Annotated in this window: 15 protein-coding genes; 14 read left to right on the top strand and 1 reads right to left on the bottom strand. The window is 30.3% G+C overall.

Going from position 1 to position 21,024, the window contains the following annotated elements:
- Positions 1 to 14: 14 nt before the first annotated feature.
- Entirely contained in the window at positions 15 to 1,343 is a 1,329-nt protein-coding gene (locus L3B98_RS01135; RefSeq protein ID WP_238915221.1) for a PTS sugar transporter subunit IIC, read from the top strand.
- 103 nt (positions 1,344 to 1,446) lie between these two features.
- Here L3B98_RS01135 and L3B98_RS01140 read toward each other — a convergent pair whose 3' ends face one another.
- A complete protein-coding gene (locus tag L3B98_RS01140) occupies positions 1,447 to 2,241 on the bottom strand; it encodes an SDR family NAD(P)-dependent oxidoreductase (RefSeq protein ID WP_238915223.1) in 795 nt (264 codons plus the stop codon).
- Positions 2,242 to 2,819: 578 nt separating this feature from the next.
- Between L3B98_RS01140 and L3B98_RS01145 the strand changes: the two genes are divergently transcribed.
- The 13 genes from L3B98_RS01145 (at position 2,820) to L3B98_RS01205 (ending at position 20,539) form a co-directional block, all read left to right on the top strand.
- Positions 2,820 to 5,165 (top strand): xanthine dehydrogenase family protein molybdopterin-binding subunit, encoded by a 2,346-nt coding sequence (locus tag L3B98_RS01145; protein WP_238915225.1) that lies wholly within the window; start codon positions 2,820 to 2,822, stop codon positions 5,163 to 5,165.
- Positions 5,152 to 5,985, top strand: coding sequence for an FAD binding domain-containing protein (locus L3B98_RS01150; protein ID WP_238915226.1), 834 nt, complete (start codon positions 5,152 to 5,154; stop codon positions 5,983 to 5,985). Before L3B98_RS01145 ends, L3B98_RS01150 begins: the two co-directional genes overlap by 14 nt.
- Complete coding sequence (locus tag L3B98_RS01155) at positions 5,986 to 6,444, top strand: (2Fe-2S)-binding protein (protein ID WP_238915227.1); 459 nt, start codon at positions 5,986 to 5,988, stop codon at positions 6,442 to 6,444.
- Between the two features lie 143 nt (positions 6,445 to 6,587).
- Positions 6,588 to 6,770: a DUF1858 domain-containing protein gene (locus L3B98_RS01160; protein ID WP_015391073.1), complete on the top strand. Its 183-nt coding sequence runs from the start codon at positions 6,588 to 6,590 to the stop codon at positions 6,768 to 6,770.
- A gap of 89 nt (positions 6,771 to 6,859) precedes the next feature.
- The gene (locus tag L3B98_RS01165; protein ID WP_238915228.1) at positions 6,860 to 7,621 is read left to right on the top strand and encodes a SagB/ThcOx family dehydrogenase; all 762 of its coding nucleotides are present in this window, start codon (positions 6,860 to 6,862) and stop codon (positions 7,619 to 7,621) included.
- A 184-nt stretch (positions 7,622 to 7,805) separates the two neighbouring features.
- The gene (gene hcp / locus L3B98_RS01170; RefSeq protein WP_077360834.1) at positions 7,806 to 9,509 is read left to right on the top strand and encodes a hydroxylamine reductase; all 1,704 of its coding nucleotides are present in this window, start codon (positions 7,806 to 7,808) and stop codon (positions 9,507 to 9,509) included.
- A 128-nt stretch (positions 9,510 to 9,637) separates the two neighbouring features.
- Complete coding sequence (locus L3B98_RS01175) at positions 9,638 to 9,871, top strand: DUF2249 domain-containing protein (protein WP_077360837.1); 234 nt, start codon at positions 9,638 to 9,640, stop codon at positions 9,869 to 9,871.
- A 428-nt stretch (positions 9,872 to 10,299) separates the two neighbouring features.
- On the top strand, positions 10,300 to 12,147 hold the full coding sequence (locus L3B98_RS01180; protein WP_238915230.1) for a S8 family peptidase: 1,848 nt from the start codon (positions 10,300 to 10,302) through the stop codon (positions 12,145 to 12,147).
- Entirely contained in the window at positions 12,148 to 13,866 is a 1,719-nt protein-coding gene (locus L3B98_RS01185; RefSeq protein WP_015391078.1) for a S8 family peptidase, read from the top strand.
- Positions 13,867 to 14,107: 241 nt separating this feature from the next.
- Positions 14,108 to 15,217: a sn-glycerol-3-phosphate ABC transporter ATP-binding protein UgpC gene (gene ugpC / locus L3B98_RS01190; RefSeq protein ID WP_015391079.1), complete on the top strand. Its 1,110-nt coding sequence runs from the start codon at positions 14,108 to 14,110 to the stop codon at positions 15,215 to 15,217.
- Between the two features lie 143 nt (positions 15,218 to 15,360).
- Positions 15,361 to 16,305, top strand: a complete 945-nt coding sequence (locus L3B98_RS01195; protein ID WP_015391080.1) for a helix-turn-helix domain-containing protein — start codon at positions 15,361 to 15,363, stop codon at positions 16,303 to 16,305.
- A gap of 383 nt (positions 16,306 to 16,688) precedes the next feature.
- A complete protein-coding gene (malQ, locus tag L3B98_RS01200) occupies positions 16,689 to 18,176 on the top strand; it encodes a 4-alpha-glucanotransferase (protein ID WP_238915232.1) in 1,488 nt (495 codons plus the stop codon).
- A gap of 2 nt (positions 18,177 to 18,178) precedes the next feature.
- A complete protein-coding gene (locus L3B98_RS01205) occupies positions 18,179 to 20,539 on the top strand; it encodes a glycogen/starch/alpha-glucan phosphorylase (protein ID WP_238915233.1) in 2,361 nt (786 codons plus the stop codon).
- Positions 20,540 to 21,024 lie beyond the last annotated feature (485 nt).

Genomic DNA, 21,024 nt, shown 5'->3' on the forward strand with positions numbered 1-21,024 from the left:
TAGGAGGAATTATTATGTCATCATTTCAAGACAATTTAAATGAAAAAGTAATACCTGTTGTTATGAAGTTTGTTAATTTAAAAGGAGTTATTGCATTAAAGGATGGTATTTTATTTACATTACCATTAACATTAATAGGTTCAGTATTTCTACTACTAGCACAATTACCATATCAACCTTTAAATGATTGGTTAGCAGTGACATTAGGGGCAGGATGGACAGACCCATTATGGAAAGCATTTGGAGCTACTTTTAATATAATTGCACTTATGGGAACAATGGGAATAGCTTATATTTATGCTAAAAATGAAGGACATGAACCTTTTTCAGCAGGTGTAATAGCCTTTGTTGTTTTTGTACTAACAACTAGTTCTTCAGTAATAACTAAAGATGGAGAAACAGTAGGAGATGTTATACCAACAGCATGGTGTGGTGGAAAAGGAATGGTAACTGCAATTATAATAGGATTAATAGTAGGTGCAGTTTATTCATGGTTTATGGAAAAGAAGATAACAATTAAAATGCCTGCAGGTGTACCTCAAGGGGTTGCTAACTCATTCGCAGCATTAATTCCAGCAGCAGTTATAATACTTGGAGCAACCGTAGTCTTTTCAATATTCCATTGGGGACTACAAACAACATTAATTGAGTTTATATATAAAGTAATACAAACACCGTTACAAGGTATGACAGATTCATTGGGTGGAGTATTATTCATGGGATTTGCCATTCCATTTTTATGGTGGTTTGGAGTTCATGGTTCAACAATTGTAGGTGGTATAATGGGAAGTCTATTAACATCAAATACATTAGATAATGCAGCTATAGTTACAAGTGGAAAAGAGTTAACAGTAGCAAATGGTGCTCATATAGTAACTCAACAGTTTTTAGATCAATTTATGACAGTAACAGGAGCTGGTATGACAATAGGTCTTGTAACAGCCATGTTAATATTCTCAAAATCAGCTCAATGTAAACAATTAGGTAAGCTAGCAATTTTACCAGCAATATTTAATATAAATGAACCAATCACCTTTGGAACACCAATAGTAATGAATCCATTTATGGCATTACCATTTATCATTACACCAATGTTATCGGGATTGATTCTTTATTTTGCAATAGCAACTGGTATAGTACCACCATTTGGTGGAGTAATGGTTCCATGGACAACTCCTCCAATAATTTCAGGACTTTTAGTAGGTGGAGTTAGAACTGCAATATTACAATTCTTAGTTTTAGTAATGTCATTTTTCATATATCTTCCATTCTTTAAGAAGTTAGATGCTATGAATTATAAGAATGAACAAGCAGCTCAAAGTGCTGAAGGTGTTCACGCATAAAAAGTATTAGTTAATTAAAAATAATTAAAATTATAATCTCAACTATGATTGATTCACAAATATAAAAAATGTCCTTCTATAAAAGCATTTATAGAAGGATTTTTTATTTATTACTAAAAGTATTTTTAATTTTAATTAAGATTTTTTGAGAAGTAGGAGCAATATATCTTTTCTTTGGATGTTTATCTTCAACTGCTTTAATATATTCATTAATAATAGAATTTATATTAGTAGATTCAGTAAGCTTAAAGTATGTATACTGCTTTTTTTCAAGTTGTTGTATACAATTCTTAAAGTAAGAATCAATTTTCATCCAGCCAAACTGCTTAGCTATATTTTTTTGGTTAAATCCTGTTGCATAACTTCCTGGTTCAATTAATATAACAGGAATATTAACATCATGTAGTACTTGCAATTCTTCATTCAAAGAAGGGACTATGGCTTCAAGTGCAAATTTAGTTGCGCAATAAGGGGATAAGAATGGTAAGGGGGAACGTCCTGCTAAGGAGGACAAAAAAATTATTCGTCCTTCTTTATTAGAAATCATTTGCTTTAAAACAAGCTGAGTTAAATCAATTGGACCAAAAACATTAGTTTCAAATATCTCTCTATATTTATTAATATCTATTTCAGCTACTGAACCAGAATCTCCAATTGCAGCATTATTTATTAATACATCAATTTTTAATTTAAGTACCTTCATTTTATCATTCTTGCATAGCACATCTAATTTAAAACTTTCAAGGGGAAGATTATAACGTTTATTTAGAGAGTTTAACTTGTTTGCCTGCTCTTCAGTATGCGTCGTTGCATATACATAGTGTCCTCTATTAGCTAAAGCAATTGCTGCTTCAAATCCAAGGCCAGAACCACAGCCAGTAATTAATATTTTTTTCAAGCTATCACCTCAATTTATTTTCTAAAGATATCCAAAGAGAGAATTAGACTTATGCAACAATTACCGAAATCAGATGCATTTATCTTCCACAGGACTAGTGAAATTTTCGCTGTAAGGTTCTAAATGACGGCTTGTCATCATTTCAGCGTGTTCCAGATGTAAAATCTAGACAAGCTGAAATGAAACAAGCCCCCATTAAGAACCATCATCAGCTCAATTTCACATGCCTGCTTCCAGAAAAATGTATCTGATTTCTAGTGTAGTGTCACGATTATAATTTCTCAATGATGCATGTATATTCCATTTATAAGTTTGATTCTTAAATTGGATATCTATAGTTACTAGATAACAGTGATGAATTAGAATTATATTTTCCAATTAATAAATAATTATTCTTTATTCAATTACAAAATTTTTGTGATTTGTTATCTATCATTCTTTTAATCAAAATAAACTATGCTTTTTATATAGAAGAAAAACAGTGAATAGATAATTGATTAATGGAAAAAATAGAAAATAGTTAAGCTTGCAAAGATTGTTAATGAATATGTATATGGAATAGAGGGAGGTAAAGGCACTTGGCTGAAACAAATGGAATTGGGGTAAGTATACCTAGAAAGGAAGCCTTTGATAAAGTAACAGGAAAGGCAAAGTATACAGATGATTTGATTCAGACTGGAATATTACATGCAAAAATACTTACGAGTCGATATGCTCATGCAAAAATTAAATCAATAGATATATCAGAAGCTCAGAAAGCATTAGGTGTTCAAGCTGTAATTACAGGGGACTATTGTCCAGTACTTTGTGGAACAATGATAGAGGATAGACCTCCAATAGCAATCGATAAGGTTCGTTATTATGGTGAACCAGTTGCAGTAGTAGTTGCAAATAGTGAACAGAATGCAATGAAGGCTTTAAAATTAATAAAAGTAGAATATGAACCATTAACTGTTATTAACTCAGTGAGTGAGGCAGTAAAAGCAGATGCTGTTCTTATTCATGAAAAGTTAAGCAGTTATAAACATGCAGTTCAGGAAGTGTACCCAGAAGAAAATACAAATATTTCTCATAGAATAAAAATAAGAAAAGGGGACTTAAGAAAAGGATGGGAAGAAAGTGAAGTTGCAGTGTGTGAAAAATTTTCACTTCCACAATCAGATCATGCAGCAATGGAAACCAGAAGTGCTAAAGCAGAAATTATGCCAGATGGAAGAGTTGTAATTTACACTTCTTCACAAGCTCCTTATTCAGTAAAAAAATTATTGAGTAAATATTATAATATTCCAGAAGGAAATATAATTGTTAAAGTTCCATTTGTAGGAGGAGGTTTTGGAGGCAAAGCTCCAATGCAGTTGGAGATAATAGCATATCTTGCAGCAAAGGCCGTTAATGGAAAAACTGTAAAAATAGCAAATTCAAGAGAAGAAGATATAAAAACTTCACCCTGCAAAATAGGAGTTGAAGCAAATTTAAAATTAGGTGCCACAAAAGATGGAATTATTACAGTTCTTGAAGCAAATTATATGGTTGATGGAGGAGCTTATGCGGATATTGGGCCACGTATGGCTAAAGCTATAGCTGTAGATTGTTCAGGTCCATATAATATTGATAATATATGGTGTGATTCAATATGTGTATATACAAATCATACCTATGCTACTTCTTATCGTGGTTTTGGTCATGCAGAATATACTTTTTGCATGGAGAGAATGATGGATAGATTAGCAAAGAAACTTAATATGGATCCATTAGAGTTGAGAATTAAAAATGCCATAATACCTGGTCAATATACTCAGACGCAAGTAAAGACAAGTGAAAGTAACATAGGAAGTTTATTAGGTTGCATTAATAAATTAAAGGAACTAGCTAAATGGGATGAAGGTCAAATAACAAAAACAGAAGAAGGAATGATTAAAGCGAAGGGGATAGGCTGCTTTTGGAAAACATCTAATTCACCTACTAATGCTGTATCTGGAGTTTTAATTACATTTAATACAGATGGAAGTATAAATCTTAATAGTGGAGCAGTTGAAATTGGTCAAGGAACTAAAACGACATTAGCACAGATTCTTGCTGAAAAATTGAAAATGGATGTAGGCAAAATTCATTTATTTATGGGAGTAGATACTCAAGTTTCTCCAGAACATTGGAAAACTGTTGCAAGTATGACCACATTTATGGCAGGAAGAGCAGTAATAAGAGCAGCAGAAGATATTATAAGGCAATTAAAAAGTTTGGCTGCTACTATTATGAAATCTCCACCTGAAGATTTGGAAGTTGAAAATGAAAAGGTCTATTTAAAGCAAAATCCAGAGATATATGTTTCATTTAAAGATTTAGTTAGAGGACATCAAGAAGCAAATGGCCTTGCTGTGGAAGGACAGATACTTGGACGTGGCAGTTATATAATGAGTCATATCACTGGTTTAGATAAGGAAAGTGGAAAAGGCAAACCAGGACCAGCTTGGACTGTAGGAGTTCAGGGAGTTGAAATTGAATATGATCCTAAAACTTATACCTATAGACTTATAAAAGCAATTACTGTTATAGATGCGGGTAAATTGATTAATCCAAAGACTTCAAGAGGATTAGTAATGGGAGGAATAAATATGGGATTTGGGTTAGCCACTAGAGAAGCTTTTATATATGATAGCAATGCTATACTTCAAAATACAACTTTTCGTACATATAAGCCAATGAGATTTGGTGAAAATCCAGAATATATAATTGATTTTATTGAAACACCACAAATTGATGCGCCATTTGGAGCACGTGGATTTGCTGAACATGGCATAATAGCAATACCAGCAGCATTTGCAAATGCAATTTCCATTGCAGCAGAACATGAATTTAATAGTTTACCTATAACTCCAGAAGTCATTTGGAAGGCTAAGACAGGAGGAAAATATGATACCCTTTGATTTTGAATATTATAAACCAGAAACGGTAGAAGAGACTGTTAATCTTTATAAAGAATTAAATAATAAAGGAAAGAAACCATTATATTATGGTGGCGGCACAGAGATAATAAGTATGGCAAGAGCTTATAACATATATACAGAAGCAGTAATTGATATAAAAGGCATTGCGGAATGTAATGTTATGGAGTTAGATGAAAATAAACTTATTATAGGAGCTGCCGTCACTCTTACTCAAATAGCAGAAGCAAATTTATTTCCTTTGCTTAGTCTAACGGTTAAAAGAATTGCAGATCATACAATTCAAGATAAAATTACTCTTGGAGGAAATATAGCAGGTACAATTATATATAGGGAATCTGTACTTCCACTTTTAATCTGTAATAGTCAAGTAGTTATAGCAGGATTAAGTGGTAGAAAGCAAGTTGCGTTTAAAGATGTATTTGATAAAAGGGCAAAACTAGATCCTGGAGATTTCATCGTAAAAGTAATAGTAGAAGATAAATATCTTGATTTAAAGTATTTACATGCAAAAAGAACTAAAAATGATAAGATTGATTATCCACTAATAACGCTTGCAGTCATTAAAGTTGATAAGAAAATAAATATAGCTTTTAGTGGAGTTTGTGATTATCCGTTTAGATCTTCTGTAATTGAAGATTATTTGAATGATAAAAGTTTATCTGTGAATGAAAGAATTAATAATATTATCTGTAATATGCCAGTCTTAATACTAAATGATTTATCTGGTTCAGCTGAATATAGAAAATTTATGCTTCAAAAAATGCTTTTAGAAGTATTAGAGAAAATGGAGGAAGATTAAGTGGTTAATATTCTAGGTAAAACTATAATGACGTTGAATATAAATGGAGAAAATAAGGAAGTTGCAGCAAAACCATCAGATATATTGCTAAATACTCTTAGGAATGAATTAGGACTTACAGGGGCTAAACCAAGCTGTGAAAATGGAGATTGTGGTTCGTGCACTATTCTCGTTGATGGATGGCCAATAAAGTCATGTTTAATGCTTACGGTGGAGGCAATTGGGAAAAAAATAATGACAGTTGAAGGGTTAGAAGATGCTCCAATACAAAAAGCCTTTGCAGAAAAATGGGGATTTCAATGTGGGTATTGTACCTCAGGCTTTTTAATGGTCTGTCATGCTTTAGCTAATATACATCCAGATGCAAATGATTATGTAATACAAGAATGGCTCCAATCGAATATTTGTAGATGTACTGGTTATGAAGAAATAAAAAATGCAATTAAATCAATCATGTAACAAAAGTTACAGACTTAAAATTAGAAAATCAATATAATAAGGCTATAGAACATAAACATATAATATTTAAATTAATTAACGTAAATATAAGCATAAGATAAAGTAAATTTATAACTACAATTAAGTAAAGGAGAGGATTAATAATGATAACTAAAGACTTAACAATTGGAGAAATTTTAAGAATAAAGGAAGATGCAGCTCAAATCTTAATGAGTTTTGGAATGGGATGTGTTGGATGCCCTTCTTCTCAAGCAGAAACAATTGAAGATGCTTCACAAGTGCATGGATTAAATTTAGAAGACTTATTAGTTGCACTAAATAAATAATTTATAAAGAAAATAGCTATAGCATATGTTGTTATAGCTATTTTTTATAGAATAATATTTTAATTTTGGAAATAGGGAGGGAAAGTAATATGGGAAGGTATGAAGAGCAGAGAAAATTTTTAAAATCTAACTTTAATGAATTTAAGAACATAAAAACAGATAAAATGAAAGGAATACCACAGCCAGATGCTACAAAGCCATATGATAAATTGTGTGAAGTTGTTGCTTTACCACAAGTAAATAAGGAGGTTTTAAAAAATCCAAATATCTACAAATGTATTGCTGAAAGAAGAAGTACGAGATTTTATTCTGATGAAGCTATGAGTATTGAAGAATTATCATATTTATTATGGGCAACTCAAGGAATTACTGGTACAAATAAAGTAGGACTTATTTTAAGAACAGTTCCATGTAGCGGTGCTACACATTCTTTTGAAACATATTTATTCATTATGAATGTAGAAGGAATAAAAAAAGGAGTATATAGATATGATCCAATAGAGCACAGACTTTTATTTATATTTGAATCAGAAGGAATAGATTCTAAAATAGATGCAATCACTCTTGACCAACCTTTTGTGCCTAATTTTGCTAAAAAAGCAGCAGTTATATTTGCATGGAGCACAACACCATATCGTTCTGAGTGGAAATTTGATATTACGGCTCATAAAAAAATTCTAATAGATATAGGACATGTATGTCAAAATCTTTATCTAGCAAGTGAATCTGTTGGTGCTGGAACTTGTGCTATAGGTATATATGATCAAAAAATGATAGATGAACTTTTAGAGCTTGATGGCGATGAAGAGTTTGTTATATATCTTGCTGCAGTAGGGAAAAAATTAAAATAATTTAATTATAAAATGGCTTTTGGCTATAAGACGGTGAAAAATACCGTCTTTATTTTTTTCTTTGTAACCATTGTTACAGAATAAATCATAGTGTTTTAGTAATATAAAAGCATAGCAAAGAGCTGATTAATAAAATTAAAATAAGTTAGAATATATATTTAAAATTGAAAGGTGGAATTATTAAATGTCAATGTTTTGTTATCAATGTCAAGAAACAGCTGGATGTAAGGGCTGTACTAAGGTAGGGGTTTGCGGTAAAGATGAAAATGTAGCAAAAGCTCAAGATTTATTAATATATGTAACTAAAGGATTAGCTATTGTAAGCAATGAAGGAAGAAAAGTTGGAGTTAAAGATAGTAAAGTTGATAAATTTATAGTAGAAAATTTATTTACAACAATTACAAATGCTAATTTTGATAGAGATTCTATTTTAGACAGAGTAAAAGAAACTTTAAATATAAGAGAAGTTTTAAAAGCTAAAGTAATTAGTTCTGGTGGAAAAGTTGGAGAAGTAAAATTAACTGGTGGTTTCTTCAAGAAGATGTTTGGAATGCAGACTACTGAAATGATTATGCCAGAAGCAGCAGCTTGGACAGCTGATAATACCATAGAATTTGATGCAAAAGCTGAAAAAGTTGGTGTGCTTGCAACAGAAAATGAAGATATACGAAGCTTAAGAGAACTTATCACTTACGGATTAAAGGGATTATCTGCTTATATGAAGCATGCAATGAATTTAAAATATGATAATGATGAAGTTCATGCATTTATGGCAAAAGCCTTAGCAGCTACAATAGATGATACTTTAACTGTTGATGATTTAGTAGCGTTAGCTTTAGAAGCTGGTAAGTTTGGTGTAGATGGTATGGCATTACTTGATAAAGCTAATACTGAAACTTATGGACATCCTGAAATAACAACTGTTGATATTGGTGTTAGAACTAACCCAGGAATATTAATTTCAGGACATGATTTAAAAGATTTAGAAATGTTACTTGAGCAAACAAAAGGAACAGGGGTAGATGTTTATACTCATGGTGAAATGCTTGCAGGACAATATTATCCAAAATTTAAGAAGTACGAACATTTTGCAGGAAACTATGGAAATGCATGGTGGAAACAAAAAGAAGAATTTGAAAAATTCAATGGACCAATTGTTATGACTACAAATTGTATAGTTATACCAAAGGATTCTTACAAGAATAGATTATTTACAACAGGTGCTACAGGAATGCCAGGATGTGCTCATATAGAAGCTAAAGCAGATGGAACAAAAGATTTCTCTAAAGTTATAGAAATGGCTAAGAAGTGCAAGGCACCTACAGAGATTGAAAAAGGACAAATAGTTGGTGGATTTGCTCACAATCAAGTATTAGCTTTAGCTGATAAAGTTGTAGATGCTGTTAAAACTGGTGCTATAAAGAGATTCTTTGTAATGGCAGGTTGCGATGGAAGAGCAAAATCAAGAGATTACTACACAGAATTTGCACAAAAGTTACCAATGGATACAGTTATATTAACAGCAGGTTGTGCAAAATATAAATATAATAAATTAAACTTAGGTGATATTGGGGGAATTCCAAGAGTATTAGATGCAGGACAATGTAATGATTCATATTCATTAGTTGTTATAGCACTTAAGCTTCAAGAAGTATTTGGATTAAAGAGTGTTAATGAATTACCTATATCATACAACATAGCTTGGTATGAACAAAAAGCTGTAATAGTATTATTATCATTATTACACTTAGGAGTTAAGAACATTCACTTAGGGCCAACACTTCCAGCCTTCCTTTCAGCAAATGTAGCTAAAGTATTAGTTGATAACTTTGGAATTGGTGGAATCACTAATGTAGAAGATGACATGAAAATGTTCATGGAAGCATAAGAGAATAATATTAATTAAAAATGCACCCTATTAATAACTAAAGTATTATTTATAATAAAGAATCCTAATTACGCTTGTAGTTAGGATTCATTTTAGAATTAGTTGAAAAATAATAAGGAGGAATTCAGATGTCTAATTTTGCAGCAACTGTAGATGTTAGAATATACGAACCAAAAGATAAAAGAACTACTATTTTAAAAACTTTTGAAAATATAAATATTGGTGAGACAATGGAATTGGTAAATGATCATGACCCACGTCCACTTTATGATCATTTTAATGTAATGTTTCCAAATAAATTTGAGTGGAATTATTTAGAGCAAGGTCCTGAACTTTGGAGGATTGGAATCACGAAGAAATAAACATTAAAAAGATAGTTATATATCATATTGAATTACAAGAAACTTAAAGAGTTTTGTGATTCAATATGATTTTTTTATTCTTTTAGGAATTTATAATGCAGTAAAATATGATGATAATATATAAAAAAGACTATTTAACTGAGTTGTGTATAAGAAAAGAATAAAAAACAAATCATATTCGCCTGCATAAAATGTTCTCATATGCAGCATAGCTGCTCTTTCTAAGGTGCACATTTTTCTCACATGCGTTCGAAAAGGCAGATGCGCACCTATAAAAAGAGTGCGAAGCACAATACGGAACTTAATATTAAAAATCTACGGCTCCCACAGTCGCCTGCGATTTTTTTATTATATCAGAATTTCAATCATTAAATAATTAATATGAAAATATAAATAGTATTGAAGCTAATTAATATTAGGAGATAAATATGTCTACTTCACGTGAATGTAAGTTTTATTACGATCCCAATACAGCAAATTACTTAATAGAATATAAAGGAAATTTTAAAGAAAGAATAGATAAAATAACTTATGCTTGTGGGGATACAATTACAGACACAATAGGAGTAGTATCAGTAAAAGCTAAAGATTTTGATAGACTCTTAAAGGAAGTGCCAGAAATTGTTTTTTTTGATTTTAGAATTATGTATGTATTACAAGATATTTCGCCAATATCTGTAGATAACATAAATAATATTAAAATTAATCCATATTTAAATTTAACTGGAAGAGGTGTATTGGTTGGAATAGTGGATACTGGTATAGACTATTTAAATGAGGAGTTTATAAGAGAAGATGATACATCAAGGGTAATAAGCATATGGGATCAAAGCATTTCAAATAGCTCTGATAAGACAGTATATATTGGACAGACATATTCAAATGAACAAATAAATAATGCGATTATTGCACGCAGAAATAATAATGATCCATATGCAATTGTACCTTCTAGAGATGAAGTTGGTCATGGGACTAAAGCAGCTGGAATTATAGGAGCAAGAGGATATAATAAAGGCTTCCAAGGAATAGCACAAGACTGTGATTTTGTAATAGTGAAACTTGTTGAATCTGCCAATTTTAAAAGACAGTTGACAGAGAATGGACTGCAAAGTATTCCCGTATACAATGCTTCTGAAATTGTAGGTGGAATAGAGTATTTAAGAAGATTTGCAATGGAACGTAAACAACCTATGGTAATTTATCTTGGAGTCGGAAGTTCAGAAGGAAGTCATGATGGTACTAATTTAATTTCTAGATACGTTACATCTATAGGTAGCAGTAGAGGATTATGTTTTGTGGCTGGAGTTGGAAATGAAGGTGATTCCCAAGGACATGCATCTGGCTATATTAAAAATGTTGGAGATACCAAAGTAGTGGATTTAAGAGTATCAAAGGAAATGAAATATTTTTCTATGTATATATGGGTAAGAAGGCCTAATATTGCATCAATAAATGTAATATCACCAACTGGAGAAGCTTCAGCAATAATTCAAGCAAAAGTTAATAAAATAGCACCAGTAAAATTTGTATTTCTAGATACAGATATGATAGTCAGATATTATAATCCTGAACATTTCACTGGACATGAAGTGATTTTTATTGAATTTTCTAATATAAAACCAGGAATATGGAGATTTAGTTTAATAGGAAACTATATAACTAATGGAAGATATGATATATGGCTTTCTCCTAAAGGTACATTACCCGAAAATACAATATTTTTAGAATCTGATCCATATACTACATTAACAATGCCATCGGAAGCAGTTAATGTAATTACGGTAGCTTATTATGGAAATAACAATGCTTTAATTGCAGCTTCAGGGAAAGGTTTTAATACGAATAATTTAATTAATCCAGATATTGCAACAATAGGGGTAAATATAATAACAACAAAAGTTTTAGGCGGGACAACTACATTTTCAGGAAGCTCGGCAGCCTCAGCAGTAGTTACTGGAGCCTGTGCACTTTTATTGCAATGGGGCATTATTGATGGAAATGATAGAACTATATATACAAAAAAAGTGAGAAGTTATTTAATGTATGGTGCCAACAGAAATATATCTATAAAATATCCAAGCAGAGAAATTGGTTATGGAGATTTTGATTTGTTAGGAACTTTTAATACTATTGCTGGAACCTATAGGAGGAGTAAAGGCAATACAGAAAATTGTAATTATTTAAACAATGAGGTAAGTAAAGATTATCAATTTAAAGAATATTATATCAATGATCTATTTATAAGGATTCCTGAGGAAAGATATGGGGGAAGTTAAGTGAAGAATAATTTTAGAGCACCACAAAATTTATTTTCTGATCCAAATTATTATCATTATGTTGTTGAATATGAAGGAAATATAATTGAAGAAGTTACTAAAGTGCCAGGATATTATGTAACAATAATTAATGGAAAATATGCTATAGTATCGACAAACAAGGAAGTTCAATTAAACATTGAAGGTCAGATATTTACAACAATAGTATATGTTGCACCTATCGATTTATTTACACTCCAAGAAAGTTCACCAGTTCAAGCATCACAAGCAGAATTTTTGCAATTAGAATTGCCTTTAAGATTGACAGGAAGGGGAGTAACTGTAGCAATAATAGATACAGGTATTGATTATTTAGAAGAAGAATTTATAAAAGAAAATGGAGAAACAAAAATTGAATATATTTGGGATCAAACAATAGAACCAATTCAAAAAAATGAACAGAGCATTGTCCCATTTGGAACAGTTTATAATAAAGATCAAATACAACAAGCAATAGCTGCATCTAGAAATGGACAATCTCCTTATGAAATTGTCCCTAGTAAAGATGAAGTTGGTCACGGGACAAACATGGCTGGGATAATTGGGGCACGAGGAAAAAATCCAAATTTAAAAGGCATGGTTCCAGATTGTGATTTTGTAGTCATAAAATTAATAGAATATATAACAATAATGAAACGATTTAATTTAATGGTTCCTACATATGATTTGTTTTCTATTTTTCCAGCAATAGAATTTTTATATAGATATTCATTAACTACCAATAAACCAATTGTGATATATTTTCCTCTTGGAAGTAACTTAGGAAGTCATAAGGGAAATGGAATTTTAGAGCAGTATATAGATTCTGTATCATCAAAGAGTGGAGTTGCTTTTGTTACAGGCTCGGGAAATCAAGGAGCAAGTGCTTGTCATGCTTCTGGAGTAATACCACAAGTGAATGATTCTAGAATAATACAAATGTATATATCACCAGAGCAAAAAAATAGTTTGATTCAAATTTGGGTTGATTCGCCTAATATAATGTCTTTGGAACTAGTATCACCCTCTGGAGAAAATACTGGGAAAATTAGAGTTTTGATTAATGGTGTAAATACCTATTCCTTTTTGTTTGAAAATACAACTATACTAATAAACTCATATTTTCCAGAAGAAATGACAGGAGATCAATCTTTTACTATTAGATTTCGAAATATAAAAGAAGGGATTTGGAAATTTAGATTAACGGGGGAATCAATTTTAGATGGAAAATTTAATTTATGGATGCCTCCAACAGGTTTAAGTATTGGAGGAACTGCATTTATTCCTTCTGATCCTTATGGAACAATTATGAATCCAGCAACATCAACCTACATACTTACTGCAGCAGCATATAACCAGAATAATAACACGGTTGTAGAATATTCTGGAATGGCATTTTTAGAAGATTATGTTGATAGAATAGATGTTGCAGCTGGTGGAGTTAATGCACTTACAGTAGCACCAAATAATACTACTGCCGTTGTTAATGGTACAAGTGTATCTGCTGCGGTGCTTGCTGGAGCATGTGCTATGCTGTTTCAATGGGGGATTGTTGAGGGGAATGATCCTAATATATACTCTCAAACTATAAAGACATACATTCAGAGAGGGGTTGATGAGAGAGGTGGGGAGGTTTATCCAAATCCACAGTGGGGATATGGACTATTAGATGTAGTAAAAATGTTTGAAAGTATGCTTTAGGATAAGTGAGGTTAAGACGTAGTTTTGAACTTCATTTTAACCTAATACAAGCTATATTTAATTCGATGATATATCTAGATGTCTTAGATATACTGCTTTTTATATTATTTCACAAAAAAGATAATAGAGTTTTGTAAATTCTCAGTATAGTATATAAATGATTGCATGTAGTAAAATAATTTTGTAGCAAAGATTAATGAAATATAAATTAAAGTTATATATATAAAGGGAGGAAGTAAGTATGGCAGATTTATCATTAAGACATATTTATAAAATTTATGAAGGAGATGTAACTGCAGTAAAAGATTTTAACCTAGAAATTGCAGATAAAGAATTTATAGTTTTTGTTGGACCATCAGGTTGTGGTAAGTCAACAACTTTAAGAATGATTGCAGGACTTGAAGAAATATCAAAAGGTGAATTATATATTGGCGGAAAACTTGTTAATGATGTAGAACCTAAAGAAAGAGATATAGCGATGGTATTCCAAAACTATGCGTTATATCCACATATGACAGTTTATGATAACATGGCTTTTGCTTTAAAATTAAGAAAAGCTCCAAAAGATGAAATAGATAAAAAAGTTAGAGAAGCAGCAAAGAGATTAGATATTGAACATTTATTAGAAAGAAAACCAAAGGCTTTATCAGGAGGTCAAAGACAAAGAGTTGCATTAGGACGTGCTATTGTCAGAGAACCAAAGGTATTCTTAATGGACGAGCCTTTATCAAATCTTGATGCAAAATTAAGAGTTCAAATGAGAACAGAAATTTCAAAACTTTACCAAAGTTTAGGAACAACATTTATTTACGTAACTCATGACCAAGTTGAAGCATTAACAATGGGTACTAGAATTGTAGTAATGAAAGATGGTATAATTCAACAAGTAGATACACCACTTAACATCTACAATACACCAACTAATTTATTTGTTGCAGGATTTATTGGAAGCCCTCAAATGAATTTAGTTACTGGTACAGTTGCAGAAAATGACGGAAAATTATATTGCAAATTTGAAGAAAATAATATATTATTACCTCAAGAAAAGGCAGCAATATTAAAAGAAAAAGGTTATGCTAATAAGGAAGTAGTATTTGGTATTAGACCAGAACATTTAGATGATAGTAAAGAGTTAATTGAAAGCAATCCTGCAGCAACATTGACTGGAGATGTAGAAGTTGTTGAACGTATGGGAGCTGAAAGTTATATTTACTTTAAATCAGGAAATAATAATATGACAGCAAGAGTTGATGGAAGTACTGAATGTGAACCTAAAGACAAAATTAAATTATTTGTAGAACATGAAAATATTCATGTATTTGACAAAGAAACAGAATTGAGAATATGTTAATATAAAGTGTAATTAAAAATAATTTTTTAGTTCGATTTTTATAGTCTAGCTAAATTAATTAAAAATGCACAATTCACAATGGATAATTGAAATATGTGAATTGTGCATTATGCATTAATAATTAAAAATAGAGGTGAAAATGTGTGAAGGGATTAGAAAAATATCTACAAGAAATATATGAAAACTGTGAAATACCTTTTGAAGTTTATGCAGATGATGAAATTGTATTTAAATCTCATCCCAATAATCTTAAAGGAGAATTACTGGAAAACAGATTTTCAATAGGATTAAAGAATTTTGTAATAGTAGTAGAACAAAGTTATAAAAATTCCATAAAGTTATTAGAGTTTTGTGTTAGAGATAAATATAAAGAGGATACAAATAAGAGAGAAAAAATTCTTAATCAATTGTTGCAAAAATTAAGCGTATCTAGAGATAAGATAAAAGAAATTATGCCTGAAATAAAAGATGATACATATTTAATTACGATTAATTTACAGGATAAATTAATCGAAGCTTTGGATGTGCTAAAAAATATATATAATGACATAGATGTTATTATTTTAAATTATGAAGATACTATAGTTTTAATAGGAGCTTTTGAGGATATAAATGAACATATTTCTAGTATAAGTGAAACAATATACGTTTCCCTTTATGAAAAATGTTATCTAAGTTATTCCCCTATTGAAGAATATGAAACTATACTTAATTTATATAATGAAAATGTTAATAAAATTAATTTAGCGAGAAAATATAATTTAACAACAATGGTATTTAGTCCTAATAGCCTTTTGTTTGAAGAAATTATGGATAAGTTAAATCAAGAAACAAAAGAAAAGATATTAAGTGACTTTGACAAAAGCTTTTCTAAATTAGACGACGATATGATTAAGACTATAGAAGTTTTCTTAAAACTAGATTTGAACTTGAGTGAAGCATCAAAAGGTTTATATGTTCACAGAAATACTTTAATTTACAGATTGGACAAAATAGAAAAGTATACTGGTTATGACATAAGAAAATTTAATGATGCAGTTTTATTTAAAATGGCATTTTTTATTTGGAAACAAAGAAATAAAATATAAGTTAGAATAAGTCCTTTTCAATAAAATATTAAAAATTTTATTGAAAAGGTTTTTTTGTCGTATGAGAAATTAAGAATAGGTAAGTGATTAAAACACGAAAATAATAAAATATGGAAAAAATATTGTATAAATATTCTGAATTTGTTAAAATATTATTAAATTCAGACAAAATAAATTAGTTTATTTAAACATGATACGAATATAATATTATAAGTTTAAATAATAATAGTAAAATATTACCATAATTATGAAAAATATATCCAGATACTTTGAAAATATAGTTATAGTATTTGGGCTTTTCTTTTTTGCATTGATTCAATAAATAAGTAATACAGATTTACTAGAAATTTTATTATTGGGTATTAAGGGTGGGAGGAATGAAAATGAAAAGAGGTAGTGGAATAATAATGCATATTGCATCATTACCAGGAAAATACGGGATTGGGACATTTGGAAAGGAAGCTTATGAGTTTGCAGATTTTTTAAAGAAAGCAGGACAAAGTTATTGGCAGATACTTCCGATTGGTCAAACAAGTTATGGTGATTCACCGTATCAATCATTTTCAGCATTTGCTGGAAATCCATATTTTATTGATTTTGATGTATTAGCTAGTAAAAAGTTGTTAAGGAAAAGTGATTATAATAAGCGGAAATTTGGAAATAATCAAAATAATATTTCTTATGAAACAATATTTATAGAAAAAATGAAAGTATTAAGATTAGCATATAAAAATTTTAAAAAGTATGATGATCAGAATTTTAATCATTTTCAAGAAGCAGAAGCTTTTTGGTTAGAGGATTATTCTTTTTTTATGGCTTTGAAAACTGAATTTGATTTGAAGAGTTTTCAAACTTGGGAGAATGATATTAGGTTAAGAGTTGATAAGACTTTGGAAAATTATAAACAGTTGCTTGCAGATGAAATTGCTTTTTGGAAATTTATACAGTATGAATTTTTTAATCAATGGGATGAATTGAAAAAATATGTTAATAAATTGGGAATTAAAATTATAGGTGATATACCAATATATGTAGCAGAAGATAGTGCTGATTTATGGAGTAATCCTAAGTTATTTCAATTGGAAGAAGAGACCTTGATTCCAAAGAAGGTTGCGGGATGTCCTCCAGATGCATTTTCAGAAACAGGGCAGCTTTGGGGGAATCCCATTTATAATTGGGATTATCTCGAAGAGACTGAGTATAGGTGGTGGATAAGCAGGATTAAACATAGCCTAAAGCTATATGATGTAATTAGAATAGATCATTTTAGAGGTTTTGAGGCTTATTGGTCTATACCTTATGGTTCAGAAACAGCTCAAAATGGAGAATGGGTAAAGGGACCTGAGATGAAGTTGTTTGATGCAATAAAAAGTGAACTTGGAGATGTGAATATAATAGCAGAAGATTTAGGAATATTAACAAAAGCAACTAGAAAATTTAAAGATAAGACTGGCTTTCCAGGAATGAAAGTTTTAGCTTTTGCTTTTTCTGGTGGTAGCAAGAATTTATATTTACCACATAACTATGAGAAAAATTGTGTAGCCTATACAGGAACTCACGATAATGATACTGTACGAGGATGGGTTGAAACAACAGGAAGTAAGAAAGAAGTGCAAAATGCAATTAAATATTTAAAATTAACTGAAGAGGAGGGGTACAACTGGGGATTTATTAGAGGTGTATGGAGCAGTGTTGCAGATACTTCGATTGCACTTATGCAGGATTTTTTAAATCTTGGTAATGAAACGAGGATTAATTTGCCTTCTACTATAGGAAATAATTGGGTGTGGAGAATGGAAGAAGGCACACTTAGTGATGAATTAGCAAAAAAAATACGTAGAATGACTAAACTTTATGGAAGGTGTGAATAGTATTGGAGAAGAAAAGAATTGTAGAAGGTATAGAAAGATATTTAAAAGTAAAACATGGAGTAAAACTTAAAGATGCAAAAGATTATGAGATTTTTAATGCATTGTCATTAACGATATTAGAAGAGATTGTTGATGATTGGAATGAAACTAGTGATACTTATAATAGAGGTAGGATGGCTTATTATTTATCAGCAGAATATCTAATGGGAAGAGCACTAGGAAACAATTTGATTAATTTAGGTTTATATGATGAAGTTAAGGAAGTATTAGCAGAGTTAAAAATAGATTTAAATAGAATAGAAGAAATTGAAGAAGATGCTGGACTTGGAAATGGTGGTCTTGGTAGACTTGCTGCATGTTTTGTAGAGTCAGCAGCAACATTAAATATGCCTTTAGTTGGTTATGGTATAAGATATAGCAATGGATTATTTAAGCAAAATATAGAAAATGGATTTCAAACTGAATGTGAAGATACTTGGTTAAAATTTGGAGAAGCCTGGAGTATCAGAAAAGACGATGAAATTCAAATAATTAAATTTTCTGATATGACAGTAAAGGCTGTTCCTTATGATGTACCTATAATTGGGTATAAGACTAAAAATATTAATACATTGAGATTATGGCAATGTGAAGCATTAAGGGAGTTTGATTTTAATTTATTTAATAATCAACAATATATTGAGGCAGTATCAGCTAGAAATAAAGCAGAAGATATTTCAAGAGTGTTATATCCTAATGATACAGCAGAAGCAGGAAAAATATTAAGGCTTAGACAACAATACTTTTTCTCAAGTGCATCAATGAAAGATATAATTAAAAAGCATAAAACAAAATTTGGAAGTGATTTCTCAGAATTTGCAAAAAATAATGTTGCACAATTAAATGATACACATCCAACAATATCTATTCTTGAATTTATGAGAATATTGGTAGATGAAGAAAATGTTGAATTCGTAAGCGCTTTAGCAATAGTAAAAGAATTTTTTGGGTACACAAATCATACTATACTTGCAGAGGCTTTAGAAAAATGGGACATTAGATTAATAGAAAGATTATTCCCAAGGCTTCTACAAATTGCATATGAAATTGACGATGCATTAATGAATGAATTAAGACAAAAGGGCTATGATGAAGGAGAAATTTGGAACTTTAGAATTGTTGCTAATAATCAAATTAGAATGGCTAATTTAGCTATTTATGTGAGTAGAGCTGTAAATGGTGTTGCTGCTCTTCATACTGAAATATTGAAGAAGGTAGAATTAAACAACTGGTATAATTTATATCCAAACAAATTTCAAAATAAAACAAATGGTATCACACCAAGAAGATGGCTTAGACTTTGTAATTCAGAGTTATCAGAATTTATCACTGATTTATTAGGCAATGAGGATTGGGTTAAAGATTTATCTTTACTTAAGAATCTAGAAGAATATAGTGACGATGATCAAGTATTGAAAACATTAATGGAAATAAAACGTGAAAAGAAAGTTCAGTTAGCTGAATTCATTAAGCAGGAAGAGGGAATTATTATTGATCCTGATTCATTCTTTGATATTCAAATTAAGAGATTGCATGAATATAAGAGACAATTATTAAATGCTTTATACATTTTAGATTTATATTACAGAATTAAGGAAAATCCAGATTTAGATATTCCTAAAACTACATTCATATTTGGTGCTAAGGCATTTCCAGGGTATAGACGAGCTAAAGGAATTGTTAAATTTATCAATGAAATAGCAAGACTAATTGATAGAGATGAACAAGCATCTAAGAAAATTAAAGTTGTATTTGTACATAATTATAGAGTTTCCTATGCGCAAAAACTTTTCCCAGGTTCTGATTTATCTAAACAAATTTCTACTGCAGGGAAAGAGGCTTCTGGAACTGGAAATATGAAGTTTATGTTAAATGCAACACCTACATTTGGAACTTATGATGGAGCCAATATAGAAATTGTTGAGGCTAGTGGAGAAGAAAATAATTATATTTTTGGTCTTAAAGTTGAGGATATTGAAAAGATTAAGCATGACTATGATCCTAAAGAATATTATCACCAAAATGAAAGCATAAAGAGAGTTGTGGATACATTAATTAATGGTACTTTAGATGATGGCGGAACTGGATATTTTGAAGATTTATACAATGCATTAATAGAGGAAAGAGACCAATACTATTTACTTGCTGATTTTGAACTATTTAAGGAAGCACAGGAAAAGGTATTTGAAGATTATAAGGATAAAAAGAAATGGGCGAAGAAATGTTTTGCAAATCTTTATAGTTCTGGAGTATTCTCAAGTGATAGGACTATAAAACAATATTCAGATGAAATTTGGAATATAAAACCAGCATCAGTAGAATAATAAAGATACCAAAAGCGAGAATCAGACATATGCGGAACTTACCGAAATTAAACACATATTTATTACAGCGGACTAGTGAAATTTTCGCTGGATAGGTTCTAAGTGGAAGGTTGCACCCATTTCTGCATGTTCCTAAAATAAATTTATGACAAGCAGAAAATGGAACAACCTTCCACTAACAACCATCACAGCTTAATTTCATATGCCGCTTGCACAAATAGGTATCTAATTTCTAGTGTAGTGTTACGATTATAATTTCTCAATGATGCATGTATATTCCATTTATAAGTTGGATATCTATAATAAATTTTACTTAGGACTTACAAATATAAAACTTTGTTTTGTATTTATAAGTCTTATTTTTTGATATGTAAAAATAAGGAAGTTAAAGTTTACATTTGCCTTAAATTCTTGTATTATTAATATAGTTAAGTTAAGATTTAGGGATTTATTTGTATAATAATTTGAGTATTTTAAAGTTAGAA

This window comes from Clostridium sp. YIM B02555 (genome assembly GCF_022320955.1).
Classification (GTDB): domain Bacteria; phylum Bacillota; class Clostridia; order Clostridiales; family Clostridiaceae; genus Clostridium; species Clostridium saccharoperbutylacetonicum.

Bases quoted from the DNA above. Each gene is read 5' to 3' on its own strand.
- L3B98_RS01135 (WP_238915221.1), top strand. From the start codon at position 15: ATGTCATCATTTCAAGACAATTTAAATGAAAAAGTAATACCTGTTGTT.
- L3B98_RS01150 (WP_238915226.1), top strand. From the start codon at position 5,152: ATGATACCCTTTGATTTTGAATATTATAAACCAGAAACGGTAGAAGAG.
- L3B98_RS01160 (WP_015391073.1), top strand. From the start codon at position 6,588: ATGATAACTAAAGACTTAACAATTGGAGAAATTTTAAGAATAAAGGAA.
- L3B98_RS01165 (WP_238915228.1), top strand. From the start codon at position 6,860: ATGGGAAGGTATGAAGAGCAGAGAAAATTTTTAAAATCTAACTTTAAT.
- hcp (WP_077360834.1), top strand. From the start codon at position 7,806: ATGTCAATGTTTTGTTATCAATGTCAAGAAACAGCTGGATGTAAGGGC.
- L3B98_RS01175 (WP_077360837.1), top strand. From the start codon at position 9,638: ATGTCTAATTTTGCAGCAACTGTAGATGTTAGAATATACGAACCAAAA.
- L3B98_RS01180 (WP_238915230.1), top strand. From the start codon at position 10,300: ATGTCTACTTCACGTGAATGTAAGTTTTATTACGATCCCAATACAGCA.
- ugpC (WP_015391079.1), top strand. From the start codon at position 14,108: ATGGCAGATTTATCATTAAGACATATTTATAAAATTTATGAAGGAGAT.
- malQ (WP_238915232.1), top strand. From the start codon at position 16,689: ATGAAAAGAGGTAGTGGAATAATAATGCATATTGCATCATTACCAGGA.